The organism is Atribacteraceae bacterium (genome assembly GCA_035477455.1).
Taxonomy (GTDB): domain Bacteria; phylum Atribacterota; class Atribacteria; order Atribacterales; family Atribacteraceae; genus DATIKP01.
The window spans coordinates 1-13,218 of the sequence record DATIKP010000004.1; the positions used below are offsets into that span (position 1 = coordinate 1).

The 13,218-nt window shown below is 52.7% G+C and carries 12 protein-coding genes; 8 read left to right on the top strand and 4 right to left on the bottom strand.

What is annotated here, in order from left to right; all coding sequences use genetic code 11:
- Positions 1-400: 400 nt before the first annotated feature.
- The 4 genes from VLH40_00090 (at position 401) to queA (ending at position 6,630) form a co-directional block, all read left to right on the top strand.
- Positions 401-1,771: an alkaline phosphatase gene (locus tag VLH40_00090; protein HSV30410.1), complete on the top strand. Its 1,371-nt coding sequence runs from the start codon at positions 401-403 to the stop codon at positions 1,769-1,771.
- Between the two features lie 573 nt (positions 1,772-2,344).
- Positions 2,345-3,613 carry an SLC13 family permease gene (locus VLH40_00095; protein ID HSV30411.1) on the top strand — a complete coding sequence of 423 codons (1,269 nt, stop codon included), beginning with the start codon at positions 2,345-2,347 and terminating at the stop codon, positions 3,611-3,613.
- Positions 3,614-3,947: 334 nt separating this feature from the next.
- Positions 3,948-5,600 (top strand): dihydroxy-acid dehydratase, encoded by a 1,653-nt coding sequence (gene ilvD, locus VLH40_00100; protein HSV30412.1) that lies wholly within the window; start codon positions 3,948-3,950, stop codon positions 5,598-5,600.
- A gap of 10 nt (positions 5,601-5,610) precedes the next feature.
- Positions 5,611-6,630 carry a tRNA preQ1(34) S-adenosylmethionine ribosyltransferase-isomerase QueA gene (queA, locus tag VLH40_00105; GenBank protein ID HSV30413.1) on the top strand — a complete coding sequence of 340 codons (1,020 nt, stop codon included), beginning with the start codon at positions 5,611-5,613 and terminating at the stop codon, positions 6,628-6,630.
- Between the two features lie 275 nt (positions 6,631-6,905).
- Here queA and VLH40_00110 read toward each other — a convergent pair whose 3' ends face one another.
- Together VLH40_00110 and VLH40_00115 are read right to left on the bottom strand one after the other, a co-directional pair.
- Positions 6,906-7,334: a PIN domain-containing protein gene (locus VLH40_00110; GenBank protein HSV30414.1), complete on the bottom strand. Its 429-nt coding sequence runs from the start codon at positions 7,332-7,334 to the stop codon at positions 6,906-6,908.
- Positions 7,331-7,588 (bottom strand): ribbon-helix-helix domain-containing protein, encoded by a 258-nt coding sequence (locus tag VLH40_00115; protein ID HSV30415.1) that lies wholly within the window; start codon positions 7,586-7,588, stop codon positions 7,331-7,333. Before VLH40_00115 ends, VLH40_00110 begins: the two co-directional genes overlap by 4 nt.
- A 234-nt stretch (positions 7,589-7,822) precedes the next feature.
- Between VLH40_00115 and VLH40_00120 the strand changes: the two genes are divergently transcribed.
- A complete protein-coding gene (locus VLH40_00120; GenBank protein ID HSV30416.1) occupies positions 7,823-9,778 on the top strand; it encodes an ATP-binding cassette domain-containing protein in 1,956 nt (651 codons plus the stop codon).
- Positions 9,779-9,838: 60 nt separating this feature from the next.
- On the opposite strand, the gene VLH40_00125 is transcribed toward VLH40_00120, so the two are convergent.
- Entirely contained in the window at positions 9,839-10,039 is a 201-nt protein-coding gene (locus VLH40_00125) for a cold-shock protein (protein ID HSV30417.1), read from the bottom strand.
- A 222-nt stretch (positions 10,040-10,261) separates the two neighbouring features.
- On the opposite strand from VLH40_00125, the gene VLH40_00130 reads away from it, so the two are divergent.
- From VLH40_00130 to VLH40_00140, 3 genes are all read left to right on the top strand, one after another.
- Complete coding sequence (locus VLH40_00130; protein HSV30418.1) at positions 10,262-10,897, top strand: DUF1349 domain-containing protein; 636 nt, start codon at positions 10,262-10,264, stop codon at positions 10,895-10,897.
- A gap of 176 nt (positions 10,898-11,073) precedes the next feature.
- Positions 11,074-11,691, top strand: a complete 618-nt coding sequence (locus VLH40_00135; protein HSV30419.1) for a S24 family peptidase — start codon at positions 11,074-11,076, stop codon at positions 11,689-11,691.
- A gap of 126 nt (positions 11,692-11,817) precedes the next feature.
- Complete coding sequence (locus tag VLH40_00140; GenBank protein ID HSV30420.1) at positions 11,818-12,507, top strand: L-ribulose-5-phosphate 4-epimerase; 690 nt, start codon at positions 11,818-11,820, stop codon at positions 12,505-12,507.
- A 55-nt stretch (positions 12,508-12,562) separates the two neighbouring features.
- Here the strand turns inward: VLH40_00140 and dhaL are convergent, their stop codons facing one another.
- Positions 12,563-13,204, bottom strand: a complete 642-nt coding sequence (gene dhaL, locus VLH40_00145) for a dihydroxyacetone kinase subunit DhaL (GenBank protein HSV30421.1) — start codon at positions 13,202-13,204, stop codon at positions 12,563-12,565.
- Between the last annotated feature and the right edge of the window lie 14 nt (positions 13,205-13,218).

The window sequence follows — 13,218 nt, forward strand, 5'->3', positions numbered from 1 at the left end:
AATATTGATTCTACTGCAATAAGTAATTCTGCTGCAAAAGAACGAAGGAAGCCTGGGCCTGAGTTGCCTAAATCAGCCGCCGAAATCACCGCATTTTCGAAGTAAATATGCCAAGGATGGCCTTTTCAGCATCACTGCAACCAGACGTGGTCATTGATGCGTGCGAGAAAATGCCAGATGAGGCGTTACTGATGGCAACGGGGCCTCGCTGAAATGAGTTTTTGCAGCAGAATCAAGAATAGATCAAAGCCCGAACGCAAAGCCATATACAGAGGTCCGGGGCCTGCGGCCCTTAAATAATTCTTTATCTGCCCTTAATATTCCCTTAACATTCATTGTCCAGACTCTAAGTGTAACAGACCGGAAATGCTCCCGGTAAAAAAAGAAAGGAGAAAAAACAATGTCCAAAAAATCAATCTCGGTAATTCTGACTACGGTGCTGCTGGTAATTGGAGCGATGGTGGGGTCAGCAGCAGGAGGGGTACAAGAAGGGGCACGAAATGCTATCTTCTTTCACCCCGACGGGTACGGGATCAGTCACTGGAATGCGCTCCGTTTTTGGCTCGTGGGACCAGATGGCAGACTGAACTGGGATCGCCTGGCCTACATGGCGCCCTACACTGGGCACCTGAAAGATGCCCTGACCGCAAGCTCACATGGGGGAGCCACGACGCATGCCTACGGGGTGAAGGTGGCCAGGGACAGTTTTGGCCTGGATGCACACGAGGTGATCACTGCCCTCTCCGGCCAACAGATGTCAATTATGGAGGAAGCCATCCAGACCGGCTATGCAACCGCTCTTGTTCAAACCGGCTGCATCACTGAACCAGGCACGGCTGCCTTTGTTGCCTCAGTGGAAGAACGTGACATGAAGGAAGATATCGCCAGACGGGTGATCGAATCGGGGGTTGACGTGATCCTGGGCGGTGGTGAAAAATGGCTTCTGCCCGAGGGCACGGTCGGCAGGCACGGGGAAGGCGGTCGGCAGGATGGCCTCAATCTTATCGAGGAAGCCAAGGAGCTTGGTTATACCGTCGTTTACACCAGCGAGGAGTTGAAGGCGGCAACCGGTACAGCAACCAAGATATTGGGTGTGTTTGCCAGTGAGCATACATTTAATGATCTAACCGAAGAGGAATTACGCGCTGAAGAGTTGCCGCTGTTCTGGCTATGGGCTCCCACTATTGCCGAAATGTCCGAAGCGGCACTTGAAATCCTTTCCCGTAATCCCAAAGCGGCAGAAAAAGGCATCTTCATCGTTGCCGAGGATGAAGCCACCGACAATTTCGGCAATTCTTCCAATGCCAGAGGTTCCTTTGAGGCCGGTAAGCGGGCCGATGAGGCCTTGGGGGTGTTCTTGAACTTCCTTAAAGAAAATCCGAATACCTTGTTAATTACGGCGGCCGACAGTGATGCCGGTGCCAAGGGTCTTCTGGGACCGGATCCTGCCGAGATGGATCGCCTGCTGGTGGACGGTAAGCTGGGTGAGAGCGGCTTTAATACCAGGCCGGACGGTGTATGGGCCGAGGTCCCGCTGGATGGCGTTGATGGTGCAGGCAGCGAGCCGTTCCTGGCCATGCCGGACAAAGAGGGCAATAGATGGCCATTTGCGGTAACCTGGGTACGACATGATGTATTGGGCGGTATTCTGGCCCGGGCACAGGGGCTTAACGCCGGGATCGTCACTGAGCTGGGGGTAGTTGACAATATCGACATTTATCGCATCCTGTACTATACCCTGTTTGACGAGTGGCTGGGTGAACCGCGCTGATACCTTTATACCTTTGTCTATTCTCGCATGTAAATCATAGCAGAAGGGTACAAGGGTTGAAGAGTGATTGACAGGTTGGCTCATCGGCGATAATGAACATGGAGGGGGGAAAGTTCAACCTTCCCCCCTCATTTGGGGGACTTCGTAAGCTCCTCTGATCGACCATGGCCCAGTTGACCTGAATAACCGGCCCGGACCACGGAGGGCCTGGTTGCTTTCTTTCCTTCCCGCCTCTTCCCGGGATAGACTCCGAAGCTTGCTATCCGGGATGGCCTCGTGAGGGTGGTGTTATAGAACCTATCACCAACCGGCACGGAAATCAGCGCCTCAGTGACCATATCAACTACTTTTCCTCGCCACGACCGCTCTGGCCCTCTCTTCACAAATTAAGTAACCCTTTGTTCGTGTTTAAACAAATAGTGTCGAACCCTAAAAAATAACCCTACCGTTGTTTTGACCCCGATGCTACGATGGGTGAATCGATCGATTGACAGGCTCTACGGTCTAAGGTAAAACTTATACCAGGTCTGGCCAGAACCACGCACTGAACACTTGAAGGGAGACTGTTAAACAGTGAAAGAAATCGCTCTTGGCCTGTTTATTACGACTTATTTGCTGCTCCTCATTTTCCCTAAAATACGGGCATTCATAGCTTTAGCCTCCGCTGCCATATTTGTCACTTTGGGGATCCTTCCGGCCGGACAAATTTTCGTAGCGATAGACTGGAACGTGATTCTCATGATCGCCGGAACGATGGGCATAGTGGCTTTGTTCATCGATTCCAAAATGCCCGCCCTTATGGCTGACGTGCTGATAGACAGGATGCCCAGCGTAAAGTGGGCTACTATCGCATTGGTGTTGTTTGCAGGGATCATATCGGCCTTTATCGACAACGTGGCTACCGTGCTGATGGTAGCGCCGGTGGCGCTCAATATCGCCAAAAAACTCAACTCATCCCCGGTTCCCCTTATCATATCCATATCCCTAACTTCCAATCTCCAGGGGGCAGCCACGCTGGTGGGCGACACCACGTCGGTGCTGCTCGGAGGACACGCCAACATGAACTTTATAGACTTCATATTCTTCCACGGCAAACCGGGAATTTTCTGGGCCGTCCAAGCGGGAATGGCCGCCTCTACCCTGGTTCTCCTGTACATATTCCGCAAGAACAACACTCCCATCCACCTCGAGGAAAAAGAAACCGTGGAAGACTTCTTCCCCACCGTCTTGCTCTTCGGAATGGTACTGCTTTTAATCCTGGCCTCTTTTATACCCGGTAAGCCCAACATTACCAACGGGGTTATCTGCACGGGGCTTTTTCTGCTTGGGATAATCCATAATATGCTGAAAAATAAGGATGCTTCGGCTTTCAAAAAGAAACTCCGGGAGATTGACTACTTCACCATACTGCTTTTGGTCGGCCTGTTTGTGGTCATAGGCGGAATAGTGGAAGTAGGTATAGTCTCTGACCTAAGCAATATATTCAATCGGATAGCCGGCAACAACTTATTTTTAATCTACACTATAATAGTGTGGATTTCGGTCTTGTTTTCGGCATTTATAGACAATATCCCCTACGTTGCTACAATGCTCCCAGTCGTAGCGGCCATCTCCCAGGAGATGGGAATCGAGCCCTATCTCCTGTATTTCGGTTTGCTCAGCGGCGCAACTTTAGGGGGCAACATAACCCCCATAGGGGCTTCAGCGAATATTGCGGCACTGGGAATATTGCGTAAAAACGGCCATACCGTGAGCACCCTTGAATTCGTCAAATATGGTCTGCCCTATACTTTAACGGCGGTGACGGTCGGATACATATTTTTATGGATTGTATGGAGATAAATGGGGTTTTGTATGGCGAGCTTTATTGAGCAAGTTCGGATCTTTTGTCGACAGAGGTACAAATTGGCGCTGGGGGGAATTTGAGAATACCCTCGATTGCGGGGTATAGAGAATGAGAGATACCCTCGAAAAGTTCAAATAGGGCCTTATTTCGCTGGAAATTGCCCAGGGGAGCCTGAAAAGATAGCTTTTGCCAGAATGAGGCTGCAATTCGTGGACAAACTCGCAAGGCTTGATCTTGACCGTGCACAAAGAACCGGCATCTCCGAGGTGATATTGGCTACAGGTAAAAAAGATGATTGGGTCGATTGTGAAGAATAGGGAGGCTTGAACCATGAGAAGCGATTTTATCAAGGAAGGAAATCCTCGAGCACCGCACCGGTCGCTTTTGAAAGCCTGCGGAGTATTGGACAGGGACCTGGGTAAACCATTTATAGCCGTGGTCAACTCCTTCACCGACATAGTTCCCGGCCACATCCATCTTAGAAGGCTTGCCGAAGCGGTGAAAGAAGGAATAAAAGAGGCGGGCGGACTACCGTTTGAATTCAATACCATAGCCGTATGCGACGGCCTGGCGATGGGACACAACGGCATGCGGTATTCTCTGCCCTCCCGAGACGTAATCTCCGCTTCCATAGAAATAATGATCCATGCTCATGCATTCGACGGCATGGTGCTGATGCCCTCCTGCGATGAAATCGTTCCCGGACACCTGATGGCCGCGGGGGAACTGGACATTCCCACGATTGTGCTCACCGGAGGGCCAATGCTCCCTGGTAATTTCAAGGGCCAGAAGGTTGATCTGATCGATGTATTCGAGGCGGTAGGCAAGGCCGCCCGGGGAGAGATGACCACCGAGGAACTCAAGGAGCTTGAGGATTGCGCCTGTCCCGGAGCGGGAACCTGTGCAGGCATGTTCAGCGCAAACACATTGGCCTGTGGCATGGAGGCTCTGGGGATGTCTCTGCCGGGCTGTGCCACCTGTCATGCCCTGGATCCCGCCAAGGACGACCTGGCCAAAGCCACCGGCCAAAGAATCGTCGCCCTGGTCAAGGAGAACCTCACGGCCAGGAAAATAATGACCCGAGAGGCATTCGAAAACTGGATCAAAGTATCGTTGGCAGTAGCCGGCTCCACCAACGATGTGCTCGAGATTCTGGCCATTGCCGGAAAATGCGGTCTATCGCTTCCCCTCGACCTGTTCCATGATCTCTCCGAGCAAACGCCCCACATATGCCATATGCGGCCGGGAGGCGTCTATACCTTGAAAGATCTCGATGAGGCCGGCGGTGTTCCAGCCATAATGAACCGGCTGACCCCGCTACTCCATCTCCACAGTATCACGGTCACGGGGAAAACGGTAGCCGAAAACATTCGCTCGGCCAAAGTGTTGGACCAAGAGGTGATCCGACCGATCGAAAACCCGATACACAAGGAAGGCGGCCTGGCGATACTCTACGGAAACCTGGCCCCGGGAGGTGCCGTGGTAAAAAGAGCTGCCGTCAACCAGGACATGCTCAAATTCGAAGGCCGGGCCAGGGTGTTTGACGCCGAGGAGGAGGCTTATGACGCCATCATCGAAGGAAAAATCAATTCCGGGGACGTAGTGGTAATCAGGTACGAGGGTCCCCGGGGAGGTCCGGGAATGAGGGAAATGTTAGCTCCGACCGCCGCCATCTGGGGTATGGGTCTCTCCTCTTCGGTCGCACTCATCACTGACGGCCGATTTTCGGGCGGTACCCGCGGCCCCTGTATCGGCCACATATCCCCCGAAGCAAGCGAGGGTGGTCCCATCGCGTTTGTCCAGGAAGGTGACTCCATCTCAATAGACATACCCAATCGGAGAATCGATCTCGGCGTCTCCCCGGAGGAACTTATCATCCGCCAGCAGAACTGGTATCCGAAACACAAAGAGGTTTCCGGATACCTACATGAATACCGCAAGGGGGCCTTAAGCGCCGATAAGGGCGCCTCCCTAGGAAAGTGAGCCGCCGGTAGTGTATACCAGGGAATTTGATTATCATCTGCCCGAGGAATTAATCGCGCAGACTCCTATTGAACCCCGGGATTCCTCGCGGCTTCTGGTGATCAACCGATTGAACCGCTCGGTCAGCGAGCACAGATTTACGGACATCATCGATTATTTCCAGGCGGGCGACGTACTGGTCTTGAACAACACCAAAGTCATCGCCGCGCGCTTGCCCGCCAGGCGTGCCGGAGGCGGCAAGGCGGAGGTTTTCCTCCTCAGGGATCTGGGAGAGGCTCGCTGGGAAGCCTTGGTCAAACCGGGAAACCGGATTCCGGTCAATTCCAAGCTTACCCTGGGACGTAATTTAACCGTAACCGTCACCGCGAAAACCACGGAAGGCGGAAGAATCATACAATTTCGTTCGGACGGGGAGGTGGAAGCCGCCTTAAGAGAGGTTGGTCAGGTCCCACTGCCTCCCTATATCAAGAAACCCATCTCCGATCCGGCCAGATACCAAACCGTATATGCCAGTGCAGCAGGTTCGGTGGCGGCCCCCACCGCCGCTCTACACTTTACCGCCGAGTTGCTTGACACCCTGCAGGAGAAAGGGGTGACGATCGGGTATACCACCCTCCACATGGGGTTGGGAAGTTTCCGGCCCATAAGGGAGGAATTACTCGAAGCCCACCGCATGCCTGTCGAATACCTCCAGGTCCCCGGGGAGGTCGCCGAAATGGTCAACCGAGCGAAAAAAGACGGAAGAACGGTAGTCGCCTGCGGTACCGACGTAGTGCGCACCCTTGAGTCGGCTGCCCGAGACAATGGGAAGATAGCGTCTTTTCAAGGGACCACGGATCTATTCATCACCCCGGGGTACCGGTTCAGGGTGGTGGATCGGTTTATAACCAACCTGCATCTGCCCCGTTCGTCGCATCTTGTGCTGGTATCGGCGTTCGCGGGGCGTGAGCTAATCTTCGAGGCCTATGCTTATGCTGTAGACAAAAAATTCCGATTTTACACTTTCGGCGACGCTACATTAATGTTATAGGTTTTTCCATTTTATTCACGGTTATGTATGAGCAGGATAACCGTCCCCTCTTTTTCAAACCCATGGTTCCTGAGACCAAGTGCTCCTATTCTTGAATACAGTGACCCATGAATAGCTTGTTCAACATTTTGTAGTTATGGTATGACCTTCATAAGAGTTGGCCTACGTCAAGAGATGTTCGCAATTTACTCTGAATCTTCTACCGAAGACCCGGTCAGGTCTAAGACCGGTATGTCGAACAGGGCCGGACTCATGGCAGATAACAAAGTGAAGGGTCAGCAACTCAGCTTCCTGGACAAATCCCCCTCTGGTATGCATGTAAAACCCTGCTCAGCAAAATGTTTATCGAAAGCAAACACCTTTTTAAGGCCTAACAGCCGCATGGAATTAAAGCTAGCGCAATCAACCAGGCTCAAGTTTCTCCGGTTGGCGGTGAGCAGGGCATTGGCGGCTTGGCGGTGGAGAGAATCATCGATCCACTCCAAATTTAGAATGGGAAAAACGTCTTCATGAAAAGCCCTCAGGGCTTCCATGCCTAATCTGTACTGCACTAAGGTATAGGTTTCTACCAGCAGATAATTGTTACATACTATGGCCTCCCGGGATTCCAGCAAATCTATCCAGGTTCTTTTTGCCGATTCGTGATTTTCGTCGTCAGCATCCAGAACGGCCAATATGGCTGAGGTATCCACGTAAACACTCATTGACCGCCCATCGCTTCCAGAAAATACTTATCATGATTGGTCGCCAGATCTCCAAGGCTGGAGCGAAAACGACCGGCGACAGCCATGGCGCAGCGGATGCGTTCTTTTGGCTCCGGGATCATGGAAGAAGCAAGCCCTTGATCAAGATATTGGCGGATCAACTCGGCCATGGAAATCCCTTCAGCGACCGCCCTGGCTTTTAAAGAGGCAACTTGTTGCTCGGTTAGTTGGATCTGGGTTCGCAACATTTTCATCACCTCACTTTAACAGTATGATTACATTTATGATAACATTATGGGAGGCAGAGTCAATGGGCTGTATGCTAAACCCCAAATATAAACATACCTGGCATTGCGGTGATTGCCGTTGGCAAGGACACGGCATGCCGTGTCCTTGTAGTGCACATCCTGGGCCGCGGAAAATGTGGTTCCTGAACCCAATTATAGGACATACGGGACTACGAACAAGATCAAGCACAAAGGAATGCGATGATCAACCTCCAAAATATCGCCTTGCGACTGGATAGTGAACTTATATTCGATAATCTCTCCTGGTTTGTCGGAGACGGGGGGCGGGTCGGTCTGGTCGGGGCCAATGGGACCGGAAAAACCACGCTACTGCGTATTCTTAACGGAGAAATCGAGCCGGATGCCGGGACCGTAGATATCCCCCGCACCCGGTCCGTGGGATATCTCCCCCAGGAACTGACCGCCCTAGGAGATTTACGGGTGATCGACTATTTAAAAAAAACCAGCGGACTGTCGGCGCTGGAGCGGGAACTTCAAGACATCGAAGAAACGCTTGCCGGTCTCTCCCCGGAAAGCCCGGATTTCGGGACTTTCTTGAAACGTCATGACCGGACTCTGAAAGAATACACCCTGCTGGATGGTTTCTCCTTCCAGGCCAGAGCCCACAGCGTCTTACACGGCCTCGGCTTTTCCGCCGGGGAGACCCGCAAGGCGACGAATCAGTTTTCCGGCGGCTGGCAGATGAAGATCCTGCTCGCATCCCTCCTTCTCCAAAAGCCAGATCTCCTGTTACTCGACGAACCGACCAACCACCTGGACACGGACAATCTGGAATGGCTGGAAAACTATCTTTCCGGATACCGGGGAACCATCATCATCGTCTCTCACGACCGGCGTTTTCTGGATACCATCACCACGGAAACCGCGCTTCTCCACCAACGAAACCTCACGGTTTTTCCCGGTGGATACTCTCGTTCCATGGAAAGCCTGCACGAGCAAGAACAGAAGCGTGAAAAGGAACGTCAACTGCAAGCCCGTTTCCTGGAAAAAGAACGCTCATATATCGATCGTTTCCGATATAAAGCCAGCAAGGCCAGCCAGATGCAAAGCCGGATCCGGCGGATGAGAAAAATGGAACTGGTCGAGGCTGAGATCACGCCAAAACGGGTACGCCTGCGTTTTCCCAATTGTGAGCGCAGCGCTCATGAGGTTTTGAGCGTGCGGCAGGTCACCAAAAGCTATGGAAACCAGGAGGTCTTCCGGAATATCAATTTTGCGGTTTTCCGGGGGGAAAAGATCGCCCTGGTCGGGATGAATGGCGCCGGAAAATCCACACTAACCCGCCTGATCAGTGGTCTTGAAAAGCCGAATGGGGGAACAATCACCGTGGGCCAACTGGTAAAAGTCGGCTATTTTTTTCAGGAAAGCGTGAAAAACCTCGACTTTACGAAAACGGTCTGGGATGAAATCAATCAGTTCAATCCGCAGATCAGCCAAGCGGAAAAACGGAACCTGCTGGGCGCTTTTTTATTCTCCGGGGATACGGTCAATAAGCCCATCGCCGTTCTCTCCGGGGGGGAAAAGGCCCGCCTCAGCCTCCTGAAAATCCTTTTACAGGATACGAATTTTCTGGTGTTGGATGAACCGACCAACCATCTGGATATCCCCACCTGTGAACTTTTTCAGCAAGCGCTCGAAGAGTATACCGGGACGCTGCTCATCATCTCCCATGACCGCTATCTTCTTGACCGGGTGGTCTCCCGGGTTATCGAAATCCGCCAGGGAGAGTTGACGGAATACCCGGGCAACTATTCCTACTATTTACGAAAACGTCAGGAAAGGGAAGACCGGGCCAAGGAGGTGGGGGGTGTTTCCTGGGAGAAGAAAGCAGTACCTTCATCCATGGAAAAAGTTCAAAAAAGAGAGACCGCCGAACGGCGAAACCGCCTTTACCGGGAAAAACGGGCCATCCAGGAAAAGCTCGAACCTATCGAACGGATTCTGTCTTCCCTTGAACAACAAAAAGAGGAAAATGAAAAGCTTCTGGGCAACCCGGACGTACTGAAAGATTCCCATCGGGTCGCGCGGTTGATGGTAGAGCTGAAAGACATCGGTCGGCGGCAGGAAGCGCTTTATGGGGAATGGGAACAACTCCTCATCCTTCTGGATAACATCGGTGGGGAAAACCAAGCCTAAAAGCTCTCTCTAAATGCAAAACGCCCCGGTCCAAAGACCGGGGCGTTTCTTTTTATAGCTTCACACCCTCCTGACACTGACTGCCTGCGGTCCCTTGGCGCCTTGCTGAACTTCGAATTCCACGCTGTCGCCTTGTTCCAGGGCTCGGTATCCACTTCCCCCTATAGAGGAATAATGCACAAATACGTCGCCGCCCTCATCGGACTCGATAAACCCATACCCTTTTGCCGCATTGAACCATTTGACCTTACCTGTTGCCATTGAAAGGAAAACCTCCAAAAACCAAATTTTCTCTCTTTAGAGAGACACCTGATACTAGCACCTTTCCGAGGCTTTTGTCAAACATTTTTACCAAGTTGTTTTTACCGACACCTTTGATCCCGGTCGAATCGGTTAATTGACCGTCCGCGGTATACCTCTTTCTCAAGAAAGGTATTTTTGGTACAGTATTGCAAACACTGTCTATCAGATAGGAGACCGCCCATGCCCATTCTTCTTCAGGAAAACTTTTCCTTGCCGGAACTGGATCCCCAACTGCAATGGTTTTCACCCCCTCGTCACTGGCGGATCGAGCCTCAAGCAAGGCACTTGATCATCGAACCAGATTCCAAAACAGATTTCTGGCAGAAAACCCATTATGGGTTCCAGGTGGACAACGGTCACTTCCTCTTTTTCCAGACCGCAGAAGAGGTGACCCTCACCGTGACGGTCACCATGAACCCTCACCATCAATACGACCAGGCCGGCGCCATGGTCCGCTTTTCCCCGGATTGCTGGATAAAAACGTCTGTCGAATATGAGCAGGAAGGTCCGAGCAAGTTGGGTGCGGTGGTCACCAACCATGGATACTCAGACTGGTCGACCCAGGATTTCCAAGATTTCTCTCTCCCGCTCCACTTTCGGATCACACGGCAGGGAAACGATTACCAGATTTTTTGCGCTTCTGGGGACCTTGAGAACTCCTGGACTCAACTGAGGATCACCCATCTTGCACATCCTCCGCAAGCACCGGTCTATTTTGGTCTTTTCGCCTGTAGCCCAGTGGAACGCGGCCTGCAAGCCCGCTTCAGTTCCCTGAAAATCGAATCTATCGAGAAAACGGTACTGGCTGATGGATGATAGATCGCCCTCACGGTTCTATTCCTCCTTCAGCGGCTCGTTCTGAGTTATGTTCTGCTACATATAATATTCATTGCATAACACCATGTCAATAAATTTGGTTATGTCTATGGATATAGTCCCTCCGGCATGATACACTGACAATAATGAAATTTCGCGACCTTCTCGCCAAGAAGATGGCTGAAAAAGGCCTTGACCAGTCTCGGACCGCCGCTTTGACCGGTATCTCCCAGTCCACCGTCTCCCGCTGGTTGAAGGGGGAAAAGGAGCCGGAGACGGAGACGGCGCTACGGGTAGGACGAGCCCTGGGTATCCCCAACAGTGAACTGCTGCTTTTCCTCGGTCTTATCGACTGTTCTTTTTTTGAGCTGGACAACGAAACGATCGCCGTGCCGGTACTCACTGGCAGCGTCCCTTGCGGGATTCCCATTACCGAATATGAAAAATACGTCGCGAGCTATCAGCCCATCCACCATTCCCTACTCCGGATGCGGGTCGGTCAAGCCGCGGGACGGGAGGTACGCCTGTTTATCGTCCACGCCCGGGGAGACAGCATGATTGGGGAACGGATCGGGGACGGAGACCAGGTAGTGTTCTCTCCTGACCTCGTGGTTGCTTCGGGGGACATCGCGGTGATCGATATGGAAGAGGAAGGTCTGACCATCAAAAAAGTTTTCTTTCAGAACGAAACCGCTGTCCTGCAGGCCGCTAACCCCAGCTATCCGCCTCTCATCATCACCGGCCGGCCGCTCCGGATCGTGGGTAAGGTCCTCATGAACTGGGTATATCATTGACCGCCGGGTATAACGACGGATTCCGCACCGGTCAAGATCTTGCTTAGGGTGGATTCTCTCATGGTGTAGGAAAAGTCAGTTTCAGAAGGTAAACCAAACACAGTTACACCGGAAAGGAGTTTGTTCATGCTCGAAGCCCTCAAGGAAAAAGTCTTTCAAGCAAATATGGATTTGAAGCGGGAGAGCCTGGTCATCCTCACTTGGGGCAACGCCTCCGAGATCGATCGGGAGAAAGGTCTGGTGGTGATCAAGCCCAGCGGAGTACCCTATTCCACCCTGCGCGCCGACCAGATGGTGGTGGTGGATTTATACGGACAAGTGGTGGAAGGAGAATTACGGCCCTCAGTGGATACCGTAACCCACCTTGTACTATACCAGAATTTCCCGGGGATCGGCGGAGTGGTCCATACTCACTCGACCTGGGCGACCATCTGGGCCCAGGCGGGAAAAGCGATTCCCTGCTTGGGCGGGACCCATGCCGACCATTTTTTCGGGGAAGTCCCTTGTACCAGACCGTTGAGCGCGGAAGAAATCGCCGGGGATTTTGAACTGGAATCCGGTAGGGTGATCGTTGAGTGCTTCAAAAACCTGGACCCCGGTCACGTTCCCGGAGTGCTTATCGATACTCACGGTCCGTTCACCTGGGGTGATGATGCGCTGGACGCCGTGCACAACAGCGTGGTCCTGGAGGAAGTAGCCAAAATGGCTTTTTATACCCTGAGTCTTCAGCCGAATCTTCCGTCCATGAATGAAACCATGCTGGCCAAGCGCTTCTTCCGCAAACACGGTGCCGGCGCCTATTACGGGCAGAAATAATTTGTGGAACACGGGTTACCGGGGGGGGTAGCCGGCTACCCCCCCCGGTAACCCCTTATACCAAGTTGGTCAAAAAGGTTTCGATAATGATACAACTGGAAGCCGACCCGGGGTCGATGTGGCCGATGCTCCGATCCCCCAGCCGGGAAGAGCGCCCCCGGGTGGAAAGCATCTCCCGGGTGGACTCCATTCCACCATGGGCTGCCCGGATCGCCCCCTCGACCATTTTCCGCAAACCCCTCCCCTGTTCGAGGGCATTTTTAAGGGCTTCCGCCACCGGATAGATAGTGTCGTACATGGTTTTCTCACCGAGTTCGACCTTCCCCCGCCGCTTCACCCCACCGGCGAAGGCGTCCCACATCACCGCCAGATCTGTGGGTGTCAGCTCGCTTTTCCCGGCCACCGCCTTGCCGGCATCCTGAAACGCCGTGCCATAGAGAGGCCCCATTGCCGCCCCACCGGAAAAAATGATCGACTTGCCCACCGCCTGGAGCAAGGCCCCGATATCCCGGGAATCGGCCGGAAATGCCTCCACCGCCTCTTTGACCTTACGAAAAGCGTTACATACGCTTTCCCCATGGTCGGAATCGCCAATCGGCGCATCCAGGTCATTCAGGTATTGGCGGTTTTTTTCCAAGTTTTCCATCACCTGCGGAAAGGATTCTTTGATTTTTTCGAACGAGATCGTCCCGGCCATTATGTTCTCCCCCT